The following is a 16,909-nucleotide window of genomic DNA, read 5'->3' on the forward strand; positions in this document are numbered from 1 at the left end:
GCCCCCTTTTAGGGGGCTCATTGAAAGCCACCTTCTTTAGAAGGTGGATGTTTACTTGTTTACACCGAGTTTTTACAGGCTGAGATAAATGCCAGCCAGAGTCGCACTCATCAGGTTCGCCAGCGTTGCCGCAAAAATCGCTTTGAGGCCAAGCTTGGCTATATCAGCGCGCCGAGATGGAACAATACCACCAAGTCCACCCATCAGCATTGCAATAGAAGTAAGGTTTGCAAAGCCACACAAGGCGAAAGTCACAACGGCTTGCGAATGTGCGCTCAACTGGTCTTTCACCGACATTAAGTCAATGAAGGCGACAAACTCATTGACTGCTATTTTTTTGCCAATAAGACTCCCAGCAGTAATGGCTTCTGACCAAGGTACACCAATAAGCCAGGCTACAGGCGCGAACAGGTAACCAAATATCCATTCTAGTGTTAGATAGGGCATATCAAACCACTGCCCCAGTTTAGCGAGACCACCATTAATTAGGGCGATCATACTGATCACTGCAAGAAGGCTTGCGCCAACTGCCATCGCAATTTGGAGCCCACTTAATGCCCCCTGTGTGCCGGCATCGATAACGTTAACAGGTTTGTCATCATCGTTATCAAACGTACTTGTTCTGTCATTCGTTGAGTGTTCTGTCTGAGGTAACAAAATCTTCGCCATCATTAAACCAGCTGGTGCAGACATGAATGACGCTGCAATGAGGTACTTAAGCTCGACGCCCAAACCAGCGTATCCAACCATGGTGCCGCCTGCGACAGATGCCAATCCGCCAACCATGACAGCAAACAGTTCTGAACGTGTCATTTTTTCAAGGTAGGGACGAACAACGAGAGGTGCTTCTACTGAGCCAACGAAAATATTTGCGGTTGCGGACATTGATTCGGTGCGGCTGGTACCTAAGAGTCGACGGAGGCCGCCTCCCAATATTTCTACCACTTTTCCCATAATACCGAGGTGATAAAGTACAGCAATTAAGGCAGAGAAAAATACAATGGTAGGAAGCACGTTGACTGCAAAGATGAAACCAAGTTTGTACTTTGCTAAATCCCCAAACACAAACTCTGATCCAACGCGACCAAAATCAATAATCCCAGATACGGCGCCAAAAACACTATTGAGTATGTCTCGACCAGCAGGAACAGAGAGGATGAATCCGGCGAAGGTGATTTGAATAGCAAAGGCACCTAAGACCGTTCGCCAATTTATAGCACGGCGATTTTCAGAACTGAGTACGGCAACCGCAAAAATAACTAAAATACCTAGGACACTGCCCCAGTGCTGCATGGTGATTCTCCGGGAATAGGAAATAGAAAACGATTGCGGCGGTATTCTAGCGGCAAAAATAAATGTGATAATTGTCTAATAAATAATGTAACATATTACATTTATGTTCGATGTAAAAAGAAGCAGATTTACTGATTTCTGGAGGGGAAATAGTCATAAAAACTGGTTTAACGATTGCGTAATCGGCTTAGTTGCCTTTTGGTGGGTCCACTACATCGAGTAACAGTGAGTACTATTTTGCGGTGCAACTATAAATGAACAATGTTGTCTTAATCGAAGAGCATCGGTTAGATTTTAAATCGACACTATATTTGATAGCGTAGAACCAATAGAGAAAGTAAAAGGGTCGAAGAGAACGACTCAAGGGGGATAGGTAATATGAAACAACTGATTTTAAATATCATCGCACTGTTTGCTGGCTTATTTGTACTGATGCTCTCTGGCGCATTTGTCATCGTTGTGTCTTTAGTTGTATTGATACTCAGCCCGATATTGAAGAAGAAGGTATTAATCTTGACGCAAAAGCTAAGGCAAGGTGGCAGCAGGACTTCGATAAATTTCGCCAAAATCAGCACGGTAAGCATTCCCAGAAGACTGGCAATGTTATCGAAGGTGACTATAAAGAGATCAAGTAGAGTAACTTGATCTCGTTTATCTAGCGCCGCAGTGACAGTGTTATGGAAACCAACGCGTGATCACTACTGTGGCTGTCTTGGTCAAAATGCGGATTGACCAAGTGTTTATCTTCGCAATGATACTCCGCTACTTCTACCAAGCTTGCAGGGTCTGAGCTGTCGAATTCATTTGAGAGTAAAATGTAATCGATAACGGACCCACGCCCACCATGGTAGTGCGTTGGGGGGCGTTCAAAGTCAATTTCTTCCTGCGTTTTCACATAAAGATCCCAACAATCGTGCATCTGGTAGTGAGACAACGGCATCTGAGCCATGTCTTCCGTTACTTTCCTGATTCCCCCTAAATGAAAAGGATGAAGAACCTCACTGTCTAAGCGATCATTAAAATCACCGAGTAACACGACGGGGTTGTTGGTATGAGAACGGCGACGCAAGATATGTGTCATCAACTGGCTTGCTTCAGTACCACGCTGAATTGCTGACGCCCAGAAGCCTGTCATTTCATCGATCATTGCATCATGCAGCGACACTTTTTCCTTCTCTTTGTCGCCAATTTCAATTGGACGTTTGGACTTCAGGTGAACGACATAAAAGTCTGTTTCACCTAACCCTGGAAGTTCTAAGGTGGCAAAAAGTGGGATTCTACTAAAAGCGAAATCTTTCGATAAACCGGCTTCAGACGCTAGGCTCAGATCGGGTAAAACGGGTTCTGCGCACAAGATAGGGTAGCGTGATGCCAGCGCAACAACAGGATCTTTGTAGATATACTCGTCACGAGCGTCGGCTCGTCGATAACCGCAAAAAACGTGTAGCCAAGGTGCTCCAACTGTGAACGAAGAGCTTTTGGGCTGAATACTTCTTGAAAAGCAATAACATCAGGATGGTAGTTGCCGATATAACGGTTTAGCCAGTTAAGCTTTTTATGCCACTCGTGCTCGGTGTAGATGTTATCAAATTCATAGCAAGCTTGAGGTGGCTCAATATAGTTAAACAGATTGACCGTGGCTACCTTCAGGCAGAATGCGCTGTGTGCAAATGAGCTTTTATTGGTTGCGAACACGTTACTGTCTCACGATTGAAATTAATTTTATCAGTATAGCGAAAGCTTGGCGTTTGATGTGTATAACTATTATGCGTAATGGCGCATAAAAAGGTATACAGTTAGGAAAAGTTAAGCGCTCGGCATGAAAATGAAACAAGAAAATACAAGGCTGAAAGTTATCTTACTCTCAGCCTAGGACTTGTTACAAAAGTGCGTTGATAATTTCCATGGCCTGAGCAATTTCTGTCTGCGTCAGTTCGCCGTCTTTCGCGAATCTCACGTTACCTTGTTGGTCAAGTACAATAATGGCCGAACTTTTCTTTTTTAATTGCCAAGCTTTAGCAACTGAACCCTCAGCGTCGAGAACAATCGAAGACCAGCTAAACTCCCGTTTACTGTCTTCAGCAGAGGAAGTAACAAACCCCCCTGTTCCCCAAATAGCGTCATCTTTGTTGATGATTGTGGTCGTTTGATATTTGTCTTTTGGTAAGTCTGCTGCTTTGATTGCTTCGATCATGGGTGCGTTAAGTTCTTTCGCTGATGAACGACCAGCGATCGCCTGAATGACGCGAACTTTACCTGTTAAACTCGAGCTGTCCCACGTTGAATAAGTAATCTTATCGCCCGAAAGTATTAGTTCGCCCTTATCTTTTACCACAACACTGGCAACGGGAGAGTTGGCCGCGAAGTTATGAGCGAAAGTGATTGAAGAGCAAAAGAGAGCAGCTAACGAAAGAAGATGAGAGAAACGCATAAGCTTTTATCCATAAATGTGAGTTATTGTCCAACTGTCTAGCATAGTTTAACCTTGTTGATTATCTTGAGGATTGTTCGGGAAGTTTGAGCTAACTCAGAGTTCTTAACCGCTATCAGTAACTATTTGGGCGAGATTTCCTCTCATATCTGAACCCATAAACATAATTGCTCTTTTGAACGCTTCAATTCTGGTTGCTTGACTATGCTGACTCAGCATACTGTCAATTAGACGGGGAGATAGAAGTGAAAAAACTCACTGACCTTATTAGGCGAGCAGACTGGCAAAACCCTGCAATCTGTCATATCAATGGTTTGCCTCCGCATTGCGAGTTATTTTCATTTAATAATCCAAGCGAGGCGCTCCTCGAGTGCCAAAATCCGAGGCCAGCCTCAAGCAACATACTCACATTGAATGGTAAGTGGCGGTTTTGTCTGTTTGATTCGCCCCACGACTTACCAGACGAAATTATTAACCCTGAAATCAATGACAGTGATTGGGAAAACCTTACTGTGCCAGGTGTCTGGCAACTCCAAATAGATGGTGATATTCCCATTTACACCAACATCCGCTATCCCTTCATTGTCGATCCTCCGTATGTTCCTTCTAAAAACCCGACGGGTGTTTACCGCAAAGAATTTTTCATATCCCAGCAATGGCTTCTTAAGCAAACAAGAATTCAATTTGCAGGCGTAAGCAGCGCGTTTTATCTCTGGTGCAACGGAAGCTTTGTAGGTTTTAGCAAGGACAGCCGTACACCCGCAGAGTTTGATCTATCAACCCATCTTCACGTTGGTGAGAACGTACTGACCGTCATAGTTTTGCGTTGGTCTGATGGCAGTTATCTTGAAGATCAGGACATGTGGTGGCTTAGCGGTATTTTCCGTGATGTGACTCTGCTTAGTAAACCCGTTTCGGCCATCACAGATTATGAGGTGATAACCAAGATCCGTGATGATGCGGCGTATGTAACGGTTCGTTGTTTCGCGAAGCGTGAGCTCATCAGTGCTCAACTATATCACCAAGGGAAAGTCTGTTCAGAGGCTACAAATGTGCCTTTGAAAACTCAGCAAAAAAGCAGCAGCCAAGATGAACCGCAATCCTGTGAGCTTATCTTGCGCGTTGAGTCACCCAAGCTCTGGAGTGATGAGGCGCCTCATCTCTACCAATTGGTGTTGACGCTTCTTGATAGTGATAACCAAATGTTGGATATCGAAGCATGCTGTGTCGGGTTAAGAACCGTCGAAATACGTAACGGTTTGCTGTGTGTGAATCAACAGCCTGTCACGATCCGAGGCATTAACAGGCACGAATTTGAACCAGAGAGCGGATATACACAGACAACCGAGAAAATTGAGCGGGATTTACGCCTGATAAAACAAAACAATTTCAACGCGGTCAGAACGGCGCATTATCCGAACCATCCGAGATTTTTACAGGCTTTGTGACAAATACGGCCTGTTTGTTGTTGATGAAGCGAACATCGAAACGCACGGGATGGAGCCCATTTCGTACCTTTCTGATGACCTTAATTGGCAGCCTGCTACATGGACAGACTGACACGAATGGTTGAGCGAGATAAGAACCATGCTTGCGTCATCATCTGGTCATTGGGGAATGAGTCTGGATTTGGGGTTAACCATCGAGCCATGTATCGCTGGTTGAAACAACGTGATCCGTCGAGGCCATTGCAATATGAAGGCGGTGGGGCGAATACTGAAGTGACAGATATTCTGTGTCCGATGTATGCAAGGGTTGACGAAGATACATTTTCGGAAGCTGAACCGAAATGGCGGCTAGAAAAAATGATTAATCAGCCAAATGAACAGCGTCCCCTCATTCTTTGTGAATATGCCCATGCAATGGGGAATAGCCTGGGTGGTTTTGGGCGTTATTGGCAAAGTTTTCGTGCTAATAGCCGCTTACAAGGTGGTTTTATCTGGGATTGGGCCGATCAGGGAATTTCGAGAAAAACAGATGATGGCGATGATTACTGGGCGTACGGTGGCGATTTTAGTGATGCTCCCAACGATCGTCAGTTTTGCATCAATGGGCTTGTTTTTCCTGATAGAACGGCCAAACCCTCTCTGATTGAAGCCAAATTTGAACAGCAACCCTTCCGATATCGTCTGATTTCTCAAAAGCCTTTGGTTGTTAGTATTCTCAATGAGTATAACTTCGTTCCGCCCGGCAAAATTAGACTCCAATGGGACTTAGTGGAGGAGGGGTGCCATTAGTCAGTGGACAGGAAACTCTCTACCTTGAACCACAGAAAGCGTGTGAGATTCCCTTATGCCTTAAAGACAATAATTGGGGTTCTGGAGCCGAAACCTTCCTCAATATCTCGCTGCATTTGGATGAGACGGTTTTGTGGGCGGATGAGGGACATGAGCTTGGCTGGTGGCAGTTTCCTTTGGCGTCAGCCCCTCAATAAAAAGCTTGTCGGAAGAAGCTCAGTTACTGCCACGATTTTTTGAAAACGGCGATAAGATTAAAATTGATTGTGACGCCGTCACATTTTATTTGATGCCGGAAACGGGTAACCTTTCGGCTTATACAGTCAATGGTGCACCTGTTATTTTGTCGCTTGCCGATAACTTCTTCCGGGCACCAACAGATAACGATATTGGTGCCAGTGAAGCCAACAACCCAGACCCAAACGCATGGGCGACACGATGGCGAAATGCAGGTGTTGGGCAATTCAAGAAATCTCTGATAGGGGATATTGAAATCACAAGCACCGACATTGCTGTCCGCATGATAGCGGAATATGAATAACGCCACAGCAACAAGCGAGCGATGACATCATGTTGGAGGTGGACATTTTTCTCGTCAGGTTATGTTGAACTTACTATTGATATAAAAATGGAGAAACACCTTCCGCCACTACCTAGAATCGGTATTGAACTTACGCTCCCACTGGAAGAATCGGTGAATTGGTATGGCCGAGGCCCTTTTGAAAACTACCCTGATAGAAATGAGGCAGCCAAGGTTGGCTCTTACGTGGCGCCTATCAAAGATATGCATACCGCATATATCTTTCCGTCGGAGAATGGACTGCGCACTGATGTCCGTCGTGTTTCCCTATCAAACCTCACTATCTTATTACTCGACAATGACCAGCCGTTTCATTTTTCCGTGAGTCGTTATAAACAGAAAAATTTGGCTATGGCGTCGTATCAACACCAGTTGAAAGAGGAGGAAGGCGTCATGTTTTTACGTCTTGATGGTTTTCATATGGGGGTAGGTGGTGATGATTCTTGGTCCCCCAGTGTTCATCAAGACTACGTACTCGACAACGCGGCTTACCAGTTTGGTTTCAGGCTGCATGTTGCCGAGTAAATTTCAGTTTAATCGCCAGACTGTCTGACTATTTTACAGCAGGCTTAACTGCGTTTTGGCTGCTGATAAGTGCGACCAGCCGCCGCGTATGTGTCTTTGTGCTTGACCTCAAACATGGCATAAAAAAACCATGAGATGAATACCAAGACATCATCACCTTCGTTCATAACGTGTTCAACAAACTCCTGATCTTCACCATCATCATTTGTTTCAGTGAACACATGGTAAATGCGCTTTTCACCCTCGACCTCAGCGAGAGAAAATTGACCCGCCAATGATTCTGCCGCCTTAGCAATTTCCTCATCTTCTGAAGCTTTGAGTGCATTCAGCGCCTCAGGGAGGTTTTCTAATTGGCAAAGGCTCGTGATGAGTGCTTCGAAGTCTTTTTGTTCCATGGTTGGTGTCTCTTTCGTGCTAAATTGAAAATGCCCGGCAGAACCGGGCATTCTGAATGATACTGCAAACTTATCAGCGAGCAACTTCAGCGTTGTGGTAGACGTTTTGCACGTCGTCACAGTCATCAAGCATATCGATAAACTTGTCGAACGTTGCCACATCATCGCCAGAAACTTCAGTCATTGTTTGCGGAACAAACGTAATTTCTTCAACGTCCAGCGTCACATCCGGCATCTCATCAGCCAGCGCATTTTTGACTTTGAAGAACTCAGTGTGTGGTGCAAACACAGTGATAACACCGTTTTCGCATTCGATGTCAGTAACATCAACATCAGCCATCATCAATGCTTCAAGAACCGCTTCTTCGTCGTCACCGTTAAACTGGAAAACTGACTGGTGCTCGAACATATGCGCAACAGAACCCGGACTACCGATCTTCGCATTTGTTTTCACGAAGCACTGGCGCACTTCCATGTAGGTACGGTTGTTGTTGTCGGTCAGACAATCAACGATAACGGAACAACCGCCGGGACCAAAACCTTCATAACGTGCAACTTCATAGTTCTCACCGCCCGCACCGTTCGCTTTTTCGAGGGCTTTATCGATGATGTGAGAAGGCACTTGGTCTTTCTTTGCTTTTTCAATCAAACGCTTCAGTGAAAGGTTTGAACTTGGATCTGTACCGCCATTTTTAGCGACAACGTAGATCTCTTTACCGTATTTTGAATAAACTTTGATTTTTGCGCCTTGTGTCTTCGCCATAGAGGCTTTGCGCACTTCGAAACTGCGTCCCATCGGGTCACTCTCTTTTTATTACTCAATCAATATTGTCGAGATTTTAACAACGTCAGCTTATACATTTCCAGCACTAGCGATGCCAAGGTGACGTAATTAGCGATTTAGCCATTTTACTTGGACGTTTCTCGGTTGATGTTGGCGGAATTATCAGCAACAAGGTGAAATTAATGACGAAAATACTGATCACAGGCTTTGATGCATTTGGTGGGGCAGCGATCAATCCCACAGCGGAGATTATCAAAGAGCTTGAGGGTGAAGTGATTGCAGGTGCTGAATTGGTGGTCTGCCGGGTGCCTGTTGTGAGATACGATTCATTAAAGACTGTGATGGATGCGATTTCCGAATATCAACCTGATGCGGTTGTTTGTCTTGGTCAAGCCGCTGGTCGAAAGGGCGTTACGCCGGAGAGAGTCGCCATCAATCTTGATGATTTTCGAATTCCTGATAATGCAGGTCATCAGGTGATTGATGAGCCTGTTGTTCAGGGGGCACCAGCGGCTTATTTTTCAACGTTACCGATAAAAGCAATGGTAAGAGACATGACTGAAGCAGGTATTGAAGCCTCAGTGTCTGAAAGTGCAGGAACCTTCGTGTGTAATCACCTTTTCTATGCTTTGCAGCATGCGCTTAATGGTACCGGGATACGAAATGGTTTTGTCCATGTTCCTTTGTTGCCTGAGCAGGCAAAAGATAACAGTTACCCGAGTATGCCGTTAGATATGATGACTGAGGCAGTGCGGGTGATGGTGAAAACATTGCAGACTGTTCAGGGTGATATTTCTGTCACTGGTGGGAAAATTTGTTAGTACCGGAAATAAAAAAGGGCGTCTTTGAAGACGCCCTATGTCATGACTTATTGTTTAGTTACAAGCACCGAGGTCTTTCCAAACACCCCATTGGCCAGTTGTGCCAGGCTCTTGACCTTGCGTCCACCATTTGGCTTCATACTTCTTGCCATTATGTGATATTTGGTCTCCAGTATTGTAAATTTTGCCTGCGTCCCATGCTGGAGCACAGCCGCCAGTGCTTCCTACTTTTACAGTGACTGATTTAGAGCTGCTTAAGCCTTCAGCATCTTTCACGGTCAGCACGACAGAGTAATCACCCGCTGAAGCGACAGTATGATTTACAACTTTATCTGCTGAAGACAATACAGAACCGTTCACACTCCATGTACGTGAAACGACGCCTTTATCATCTGTAGAGCTATCAGTTAAGGTGATCGTCAGGTCATTCACAACCGATGAGAAGTTGGCAACTGGCGCATCGTTCACTGGAGGGCAGTCGGCGAAAACAACCAGTCCTTGCACCTTTTTCCACACGTTGGTGTAGATGTCAGGGCGTGCGCCTGTTGACCACCAGGTTGCTTCATAAGTGCTGCCGTTGTACGTCACGATGTCGCCAACTTTGTAGCTCTTAGTTTCGCTCCATGCGTTGGCATCACCGCCACCACCATTTCCGCCATCATCGCACTTCTCTACAACCGTTACATTTAAAGACTTAGTGTCTTCTCCGAGGCTGTTTTTCGCAGAGAGTGAAACGCTATAAGTGCCTTCAGCGCCATATGTATGAACCGGGCTCATACTACTTGCTTCATTGCCGTCGCCGAATGTCCAAGAATACGAGTCAGCAAATTGCGAGGTGTTGTTGAAGGCCACTTTTAAGCCATCAACTGAAGTGTTAAAGCCCGCCACTGGCAGCTCATCACCGCCACCACAACCACTACCTGTTCTCGCGCCCGTTGTCACACCGACAACGTCGAACGCATCTACAACGTCATTGACACAGTAGCCCAGTGCTTCGGCGGCTTTGTAAACACCCGCACCACCTTGGTCAAAGGTTGAGTTTGCTGTCCAGTAAACTTGGTTTGCTTTGATATATGCATCAAAGGCTTTACGTATATCCCAACCCTCTTTGTTAGATAGAAGGTAGAACGCCTTGTTGAACACACCTGAGCTATAGTGCACGTTCATGCCGTTTGTGAAATCTCTGGCATGACCGATAGATTTTCCATCAAGCGGTGGATTGTCCATATAGCGCATTGCACCGCTGCCTTTCTTGATGCGATCACCGATTTTCCAGTTAAAATCGCCTTCAAGGTAATAGAGTGCAGCAGCTGCTGAGACATCAGAGAATGCTTCGTTCATGCCACCTGACTGGTTACGATAGACGAGGTTAGAGTTTTGAGATGTCACACCATGACTGACTTCGTGAGCGACAACGTCAAGAGAAACTAATGGGTAGAAGGTATTCTTGCCGTCACCAAAGGTCATTTGACGGCCATCCCAGAATGCATTCTCGTATTCGCTGTCATAGTGGACGCGTAGTCGAAGTTTCTGAGTGATAGGGCGTATGCCATACCATTCTTTGTACATGTCGAAGGTCACCAAGCCGAATGCATGGGCATCATTCATTGCAGAAAACGCACCATTGACTTGTCGCTCTGTGTTTTCTGGGCACGTAAAGCTGTGAACAGAACCACCGGATGTTCTGTTTCTCATATCCAGTGTTTCGACATTCGGGCTGTCCAGTGTACAGGTACTTCCATTTTGACGGACTTCGAAAGAGCCGTATCGTTTTCCTGGACCAAACTCATACCTGCCCGTTTTTCCGTTACCGCCGGGACCTGTTGCCTCGGCATGATTCAGACCATCCCAGCTATCGAGCAGCTTGCCAGATTTAGCATCAACAAAACCCATTGGACGAGTCGGATTTGAACCATAGATTGTGTAAGAAACATACCAAGCAAGGTGGGCAACATCTTTTGCATCTAACCAGACAACCAATTGCTTCTGTGGGCTGTGTATTCTATGAATTTCGTGCTGCCACTCGGAGGCAAGTGTTGAAACTGCAGTGTTTGCTTTTACAGACGGTTCTACTGAGGCAATGTCTTTATCGATACCAGAAATTGCTGTACCAGTGAATGCGGTCATGAAACCTAACGAGTTTTTGGTGGCGGCGAAGCTTTCACCAAATACCGGTAGACCTTGGTAGGTTTGCTGAATACGCACAATTTCATCACCATTGGCGGCGACGAATGATGCTCCTTCAACAAAAGCGTCATTAGAAATGACGCTTTGCGCTGCGTTGGCCGCAAATATCGTTGGTGCATCCAAGTTAATTCTGTCTGCGGCTAGCGCTGGTAACGAGATAATACCAGCGAGTGCAATAGCAACGGCTGATACTTTTGGGTAAGCCTTCATAATAACTCCATGTTCCTCAAAAAAGTTGATAGCACATATTCCTTGCGGCTATCTATAAAAGAGTCATCAGAAAAATTAACACTTAAAAACAATCTTTCTGATGCCTTTTGTTTAACTTTTGGGCTGGATTTATTCAACGCTCACTCGTGTTAATATAAGGTTAAATAAATGTTTTTTTGTACTTACTCCGAGCGAAACTGAAATGTTGCAAAATATATTTCAAAATACTGATACACATTCAATGAGGAGTATTTTATGAAGGCGTTCTTGAGTGGTATTTTTGGCTTGTTACTTTATGACTTGAAGTTATATCAACTGCTGGCCATTATGATATGTAATAACATAACATTTCATGCTTTAAGAATAAAATTAGTATGATAGTAAATTTTGAAATAGATCTGATAGTTGTTGCAAATGTAACGATGTTAAATTATGAGATGATTCATAAATTTATATCAATACTTTTTGTTTAAAAAACACATAAGATTAAACTCCGAATAAACATTTACATTTTTATTTGTTGCTAGTCGAAAATGTCCATCTAAATAATATAACTGACAGGAAATCTATATTCATTATGCTAACAATTATCCCTACATAATTATTAGTTAGAGGTAATGAAATGAAAGTCTCTGCATTATTAGGTGCGTTGTTGGTTTCTGCATCAGCATTAACCGTTCCATTCTCTATGGCGGCTGACGTAAAAAAAGTCGCCGTATCACAAATTGTTGAGCATCCAGCTCTGGACTCTGCACGTCAGGGAATTTTAGATGGACTTGCCGAGCGCGGTTATAAAGAGGGTGTAAACCTTGAGTTCGATTATCAAACGGCGCAAGGAAACCCTGCTATTGCAGTGCAGATTGCGCGACAATTTGTTGGTGAGCAACCGGATGTATTGGTTGGTATTGCGACCCCTTCTGCGCAAGCACTTGCATCAGCGACAAAAGACATCCCGATTGTGTTTACTGCGGTAACCGATCCAGTCGGCGCAAAACTTCTTAAAGATATGAAAAACCCTACCGGGAATATCACAGGTTTGTCTGACCTTTCACCAGTTTTTCAACATGTCGGGCTCGCTAAAGAAGTATTACCAGAAATGAAGCGGATCGGTGTTGTTTACAACCCGGGCGAGGCTAATTCAGTTTCATTGCTTAAACTCCTAAAAGAAGCAGCGAAAGAACATAATTTGACCTTGGTTGAGGGGACAGCGCTTAAAAGTGCTGATGTGCAGTCAGCGGCTCAAATCGTCGCTTCTAAGTCTGACGCTATCTATGCGCTGACAGATAACACAATGGGAATGGCGTTAGACAGTGTGGTTGCGGTTTCAAATAAAGCGGGTATTCCAGTCATTGCAGCAGATACAGGATTTACAAAGCGCGGTGCACTTGTCGGACTCGGATTTGATTACTACCAGATTGGCCTTGAAACAGCAGGTACGTGGCTGATATTCTCGACGGTAAGTTGCCGAAAGATTTACCCGCTAAGGTAGCGACAGGTTCCGACTTGTTTATTAACCAAAAAGCGGCACATACGCTGAATATTACACTGCCAAATGCGTTAGTCGAACGTGCAACGCAAGTAGTCAATTGAAAATGATACTCTGCCAAAAAAGCCGCCTCAAGGGCGGCTTTCTCAGTTAATAACACGATCTTTTTCACAGATAAATCGGCAACGCACCGCGATCTTTTACCTTACGGATTGCTAATTGGGTATGGATATCTTTCACCGTTTGCAGACACTGGAGTTTGCGCGTGAACTGCTCGTAAGCGACAAGATCTTTCGAAACCACCTCTAACAGGTAATCGTAACTGCCTGATACCACATGACAGCTTACGACTTCAGGCATCTCCCTGATAGCTTGTTCAAAGTCATCGACCGATGTCACCTGATGGTTACTCAAGCTGACTTCGACAAACATGGTCATAGCAATACCCACCTTATCGCGGGTCAGTGATGCGTGGTAACCCGCAACAATTTTTTCCTTTTCAAGGCGTTTTATTCTTCTCGCACAAGGGGAGGGTGAAAGCCTACCAGTTCTGCCAGTTCTGCAGTTGTCAGTCTCGCGTCGTTTTGCATGAGTGTGAGGAGTTGTTTATCAATTCGATCCATTTTCACGCTTTAATCCATCAATAATTGACAATATCTTAGCGTAAAAAGACAAAAATAGAACCTAAATGGCTCTACTTTGCCACCGAACACTAATAGGTTTACGTGATAATAGCGCCATAGAAATCGCCATAGAAATCGCCATAGAAATCGCCATAGAAAGGACCCCCTATATGACTTCAATGCAGCAAGGAGCCACAACGCCATTAATTGCCAACATTCTGAACGCAAAAACAAAAGGTTACTTAGCCATGCTGGTCACGCTTTTGATTTGGGCTGGCTTTTTTATATCGTTAAAGGGAGGGGCCAATTCTGACTTGCAGCCTGCCGATCTTTCACTGATGCGATTTGTTGTTCCCGCGATTTTTCTGATGCCATTTGTCTACAAGGCATGGAGAGAAATTTGCACTATCCCCAAGAAGTATCTGCTTGGCATGTTTATCGGTAGCGGGTTACCGTATTTATTGGTCGCAAGTACTGCAATGCAATATGCTCCGGTGTCTCACGGCAGCGCACTTGTGCCGGGTACTTTGTCATTGTTTGTCACGACCATTGCAGTCATTGTATTTCAACAGCCATTGAGCTCGCATCGAATTGCTGGTTTGACTGCGATACTTTTCGGAACAGTCCTTTTTCTCGCAACAAACCTCAGTGGTGGAATAGGTGCTGAGAGCTATGACGTTCTGCAATTACAGGGTCATGTTCTGTTTCTTACCGGAAGCTTAATGTGGGCAGTGTTCACGATTTGTGCACGAGTGGCTAACCTCAATCCATTAGCCTGCTCCGGCTTGCTCGCCATGATGTCATGTGCGGCACTGGTTGTTGCTATTACTATGAATTGGTTGCCAAGTTCGCTGGTCTCCTCCTCTCCCTCAACTTGGCCATGGCATGAAGTATTGAGCCATACTCTGTTGCAAGGTGTCGGCGCAGGTATTGTGGCCTCCTTTACCTACTTATACGCAGTTAAACAGTTGGGAGCGGAGCGAAGCGCTGCATTTGGAAGCGCAACTCCTGTTGTTGCTACTTTCTTTGCCTTCTTAATATTCGATGAAGTCCCAGACGGGATGACAATTGCTGCAATGACTGCTGTAAGCCTCGGCAGTTTGGTGGCCAGCAATATATTCATGAAAAATGACGCCTCAACACATTTTGACGCTCAGAAATTCAGGACTAGGTGAAGGGTATCGCGATATCAAGGCTGGAACCTCAGATTCCAGCCATTCAATTCTCTTTCTTATAGGTGGCTGGGCAATAGACCCGGAACAGCCTGCTCGAGTGCGAGTTTATCGGAGCTTGTAAAAGGTTCGTCAAAGTTTGAAGAGCACACCGGCACGGCATCGGACAGAATTGCAGGTACTGAACCATTAATTTCTTTGAGGATGTCGATAAACTCCTGATAGTTAACATTGTGAACTTTCTTGATGGTTGGAACGAAATTTCCTCGCTCTGCGAGGGATAGCGAAGCATCATCACACTTGTGGAAGGAGGTTTGGAATCGCGCTTCTGAACGTTGATAGTCAACGTGCTCAAATCTCAGCACCGCAGCCTCGGGAATTGCTTTCACCCTCACTTTTCCCAAGCACTCTTCCCAGCACACGCCACAAACCGTCAGTGAATAAATCGAGGGTATGTTCGAAACAGGTTTTGGGCAGACGCATTCACTTTCACTCAACTCCCTGAGAAGGGATGCCAGATTTTCTTCTTGTATTTGCTCAAGAGTTACCAAGCCAGATTTACTTTGATAGCGGAGCTTTAGCGTTGACAGTAGGTAGTACACGTGACCGTTTGGAAGCCAACGGGGCGATTCATTTTCAGTGTTGATGAATGTAGCACCGTTCTGTCTTCTCTTCACAAACTGAGCAAGCAACTTTCTCATTCCACCCTCCACGACGAACGTAATAAAATCTAAATATAAATACAAATGATAATGATTGCCATTAAGATCTTTGGTAATGTGGTTATGATTTAAACAAAACAGCCCCAAGAAAACCAAAGGAGAGAGAAATGAGTTACATCATTGGACTACGAAACTTCCTTCTTAAAGTTGTTTATCGTGTCGCCCGCCCCATCATCTTTTTAATGGATCCAGAAGCCGCTCACTACCGATTCAAGCGGGTAGGTGTGCTTTTGGGGTCAAATGCCTTTACCAAAGCGTTGACGTCACTCTTTTTCAATTACGAACACAAAAGCCTCAACATTACGGTAGATGGTGTTAAATATCGAAATCCTGTCGGCCTCTCAGCCGGGTTCGATAAAGACGGAGAGCTAACAAGTATCTACCCCTCGATAGGTTTTGGACTGGCTGAGCTTGGCTCGTTTACGGGGGAAGTGTGTCCCGGAAACCCGGGCAAACGATTGTTCAGAATGCCTAAATCAAAGTCTATTTTGGTATGGTACGGCCTGAATAACCAAGGCGCAGAGAAAATATCAGCTCGACTGAAGGATGTTGATTTTGGGTCATTACGAGTCGGTATTAATGCCGCTAAATCCAACCTGACGCCCGAATTTAATCTTCAAGAGTCCATCGAGGATTACACCAAAACGATGGATTGTTTCAAAGATATCGGGGATTACTACACCATCAACATCAGTTGTCCGAATACGCAAGATGGCGAACCTTTTGTCAACCCAGAATACCTGAATGCGTTATTGACAGCAGTGAACGAACACCGTGTCGAAGGTCGCCCTATTTATGTCAAACTCGCTGCGGATATGGAGCTAAGCGAAGTAGACGCCATCGTTGATGCTTGTGTTGAGCACGGTATGGACGGTGTTGTTCTGACAAACCTCGCAAAACCCAAGTACAACGAGGAGTATGTCAAAGAGGAACTGCCTTTCCATAAGGGTGCGATGAGTGGCCTGCCGTTGAATCGCATTTCTACCAGCTTGTTCGTCATGTCTATCGTCGCACAGGAGGAAAGCTGACAATCATCGGTGTTGGTGGCGTGTTTACTGCCAAGGATGCTTACGAAAAGATCACATCGGGTGCAAGCCTGCTGCACATGATCTCTACGTTAATATTTGATGGTCCTCAGAGCATCAGTGAAATCAATCGTGGTTTGGTGCAACTGCTTAAGGCTGACGGCTTTAACAGTATTAAAGAGGCAATTGGTTCACGTAACCCTCTGCCGAAAACGCTCAAGTCAGTTGACACAACTGAGCAAGAGAAAATTAAAGACATAGCGTAGCGCTAAAACAATCGATCGGTTGGTTAATACATCCTTCGTTTGTATGCCAATTGGTCGATTGTGCCACCCAATTTGTCCACTTAACTATAATAGTACCCCTAAGGTCTGTATTGGTTTACACTTGCGCCTCTTTTTTTGCTCACCGAGGCTCT

15 protein-coding genes and 4 pseudogenes are annotated in these 16,909 nt (G+C 45.0%); 10 read left to right on the forward strand and 9 right to left on the reverse strand.

Translation table 11 applies throughout. The annotated features are described in order from the left end of the window. Positions 1–72 precede the first annotated feature (72 nt). Positions 73–1,293 (reverse strand): NupC/NupG family nucleoside CNT transporter, encoded by a 1,221-nt coding sequence (locus CS022_RS20240; RefSeq protein WP_129123770.1) that lies wholly within the window; start codon positions 1,291–1,293, stop codon positions 73–75. 378 nt (positions 1,294–1,671) lie between these two features. Between CS022_RS20240 and CS022_RS20245 the strand changes: the two genes are divergently transcribed. Next, positions 1,672–1,938 carry a hypothetical protein gene (locus CS022_RS20245; protein ID WP_129123771.1) on the forward strand — a complete coding sequence of 89 codons (267 nt, stop codon included), beginning with the start codon at positions 1,672–1,674 and terminating at the stop codon, positions 1,936–1,938. 10 nt (positions 1,939–1,948) lie between these two features. Here CS022_RS20245 and CS022_RS20250 read toward each other — a convergent pair whose 3' ends face one another. The 3 genes from CS022_RS20250 to CS022_RS20255 all read right to left on the reverse strand — a co-directional run bounded on the left by CS022_RS20250 (position 1,949) and on the right by CS022_RS20255 (position 3,724). Further along, on the reverse strand, positions 1,949–2,647 hold the full coding sequence (locus CS022_RS20250) for an endonuclease/exonuclease/phosphatase family protein (protein ID WP_235869821.1): 699 nt from the start codon (positions 2,645–2,647) through the stop codon (positions 1,949–1,951). Continuing rightward, positions 2,617–2,988 (reverse strand): hypothetical protein, encoded by a 372-nt coding sequence (locus CS022_RS26775; protein ID WP_235869822.1) that lies wholly within the window; start codon positions 2,986–2,988, stop codon positions 2,617–2,619. Before CS022_RS26775 ends, CS022_RS20250 begins: the two co-directional genes overlap by 31 nt. Positions 2,989–3,172: 184 nt before the next feature. Further along, positions 3,173–3,724 carry a YtfJ family protein gene (locus CS022_RS20255; RefSeq protein WP_129123772.1) on the reverse strand — a complete coding sequence of 184 codons (552 nt, stop codon included), beginning with the start codon at positions 3,722–3,724 and terminating at the stop codon, positions 3,173–3,175. 245 nt (positions 3,725–3,969) lie between these two features. Here CS022_RS20255 and CS022_RS27465 point away from each other — a divergent pair, with 245 nt between their 5' ends. From CS022_RS27465 to CS022_RS26790, 5 genes and pseudogenes are all read left to right on the forward strand, one after another. Beyond that, a complete protein-coding gene (locus tag CS022_RS27465) occupies positions 3,970–5,172 on the forward strand; it encodes a sugar-binding domain-containing protein (RefSeq protein ID WP_268967918.1) in 1,203 nt (400 codons plus the stop codon). A 10-nt stretch (positions 5,173–5,182) separates the two neighbouring features. Beyond that, positions 5,183–5,284 carry a hypothetical protein gene (locus CS022_RS27470; RefSeq protein WP_268967920.1) on the forward strand — a complete coding sequence of 34 codons (102 nt, stop codon included), beginning with the start codon at positions 5,183–5,185 and terminating at the stop codon, positions 5,282–5,284. After that, positions 5,272–5,961: a glycoside hydrolase family 2 TIM barrel-domain containing protein gene (locus tag CS022_RS27475; RefSeq protein WP_268967919.1), complete on the forward strand. Its 690-nt coding sequence runs from the start codon at positions 5,272–5,274 to the stop codon at positions 5,959–5,961. The genes CS022_RS27470 and CS022_RS27475 overlap by 13 nt, the downstream gene beginning before the upstream one ends. Continuing rightward, positions 5,952–6,158 (forward strand): DUF4981 domain-containing protein, encoded by a 207-nt coding sequence (locus tag CS022_RS26785; protein ID WP_235869823.1) that lies wholly within the window; start codon positions 5,952–5,954, stop codon positions 6,156–6,158. Before CS022_RS27475 ends, CS022_RS26785 begins: the two co-directional genes overlap by 10 nt. 92 nt (positions 6,159–6,250) lie before the next feature. After that, positions 6,251–7,066: pseudogene (locus CS022_RS26790) on the forward strand (beta-galactosidase small subunit-related protein). Between the two features lie 44 nt (positions 7,067–7,110). On the opposite strand, the gene CS022_RS20265 reads toward CS022_RS26790, so the two are convergent. Both CS022_RS20265 and CS022_RS20270 read right to left on the reverse strand, forming a co-directional pair. Beyond that, positions 7,111–7,461, reverse strand: coding sequence for a hypothetical protein (locus tag CS022_RS20265; protein WP_129123809.1), 351 nt, complete (start codon positions 7,459–7,461; stop codon positions 7,111–7,113). Positions 7,462–7,534: 73 nt separating this feature from the next. Further along, positions 7,535–8,257: a YebC/PmpR family DNA-binding transcriptional regulator gene (locus CS022_RS20270; RefSeq protein WP_129123773.1), complete on the reverse strand. Its 723-nt coding sequence runs from the start codon at positions 8,255–8,257 to the stop codon at positions 7,535–7,537. Positions 8,258–8,427: 170 nt separating this feature from the next. On the opposite strand from CS022_RS20270, the gene pcp reads away from it, so the two are divergent. Continuing rightward, positions 8,428–9,066, forward strand: coding sequence for a pyroglutamyl-peptidase I (gene pcp, locus CS022_RS20275; RefSeq protein ID WP_129123774.1), 639 nt, complete (start codon positions 8,428–8,430; stop codon positions 9,064–9,066). A gap of 54 nt (positions 9,067–9,120) precedes the next feature. Here the strand turns inward: pcp and CS022_RS20280 are convergent, their stop codons facing one another. Further along, on the reverse strand, positions 9,121–11,463 hold the full coding sequence (locus CS022_RS20280) for a M4 family metallopeptidase (protein WP_129123775.1): 2,343 nt from the start codon (positions 11,461–11,463) through the stop codon (positions 9,121–9,123). Between the two features lie 622 nt (positions 11,464–12,085). Between CS022_RS20280 and CS022_RS20285 the strand changes: the two are divergent. Then, positions 12,086–13,053, forward strand: a pseudogene (locus tag CS022_RS20285) (ABC transporter substrate binding protein). A gap of 64 nt (positions 13,054–13,117) precedes the next feature. Here the strand turns inward: CS022_RS20285 and CS022_RS20290 are convergent. Then, positions 13,118–13,572, reverse strand: a pseudogene (locus CS022_RS20290) (Lrp/AsnC family transcriptional regulator). Positions 13,573–13,751: 179 nt separating this feature from the next. Between CS022_RS20290 and CS022_RS20295 the strand changes: the two are divergent. Further along, positions 13,752–14,747 carry a DMT family transporter gene (locus tag CS022_RS20295; RefSeq protein ID WP_235869827.1) on the forward strand — a complete coding sequence of 332 codons (996 nt, stop codon included), beginning with the start codon at positions 13,752–13,754 and terminating at the stop codon, positions 14,745–14,747. A 56-nt stretch (positions 14,748–14,803) separates the two neighbouring features. On the opposite strand, the gene CS022_RS20300 is transcribed toward CS022_RS20295, so the two are convergent. Beyond that, on the reverse strand, positions 14,804–15,445 hold the full coding sequence (locus CS022_RS20300) for a hypothetical protein (RefSeq protein ID WP_129123777.1): 642 nt from the start codon (positions 15,443–15,445) through the stop codon (positions 14,804–14,806). 203 nt (positions 15,446–15,648) lie between these two features. On the opposite strand from CS022_RS20300, the pseudogene CS022_RS20305 reads away from it, so the two are divergent. Beyond that, a pseudogene (locus CS022_RS20305) lies at positions 15,649–16,757 on the forward strand (quinone-dependent dihydroorotate dehydrogenase). Positions 16,758–16,909 lie beyond the last annotated feature (152 nt).

The organism is Veronia nyctiphanis, from assembly GCF_004116385.1.
GTDB classification, from domain to species: Bacteria; Pseudomonadota; Gammaproteobacteria; order Enterobacterales; family Vibrionaceae; genus Veronia; species Veronia nyctiphanis.

Coding starts and splice junctions, on each gene's coding strand:
- CS022_RS20240 (WP_129123770.1), bottom strand. CDS start 1,293: ATGCAGCACTGGGGCAGTGTCCTAGGTATTTTAGTTATTTTTGCGGTT.
- CS022_RS20245 (WP_129123771.1), top strand. CDS start 1,672: ATGAAACAACTGATTTTAAATATCATCGCACTGTTTGCTGGCTTATTT.
- CS022_RS20255 (WP_129123772.1), bottom strand. CDS start 3,724: ATGCGTTTCTCTCATCTTCTTTCGTTAGCTGCTCTCTTTTGCTCTTCA.
- CS022_RS27475 (WP_268967919.1), top strand. CDS start 5,272: ATGGACAGACTGACACGAATGGTTGAGCGAGATAAGAACCATGCTTGC.
- CS022_RS20265 (WP_129123809.1), bottom strand. CDS start 7,461: ATGGAACAAAAAGACTTCGAAGCACTCATCACGAGCCTTTGCCAATTA.
- CS022_RS20270 (WP_129123773.1), bottom strand. CDS start 8,257: ATGGGACGCAGTTTCGAAGTGCGCAAAGCCTCTATGGCGAAGACACAA.
- pcp (WP_129123774.1), top strand. CDS start 8,428: ATGACGAAAATACTGATCACAGGCTTTGATGCATTTGGTGGGGCAGCG.
- CS022_RS20280 (WP_129123775.1), bottom strand. CDS start 11,463: ATGAAGGCTTACCCAAAAGTATCAGCCGTTGCTATTGCACTCGCTGGT.
- CS022_RS20295 (WP_235869827.1), top strand. CDS start 13,752: ATGCAGCAAGGAGCCACAACGCCATTAATTGCCAACATTCTGAACGCA.
- CS022_RS20300 (WP_129123777.1), bottom strand. CDS start 15,445: ATGAGAAAGTTGCTTGCTCAGTTTGTGAAGAGAAGACAGAACGGTGCT.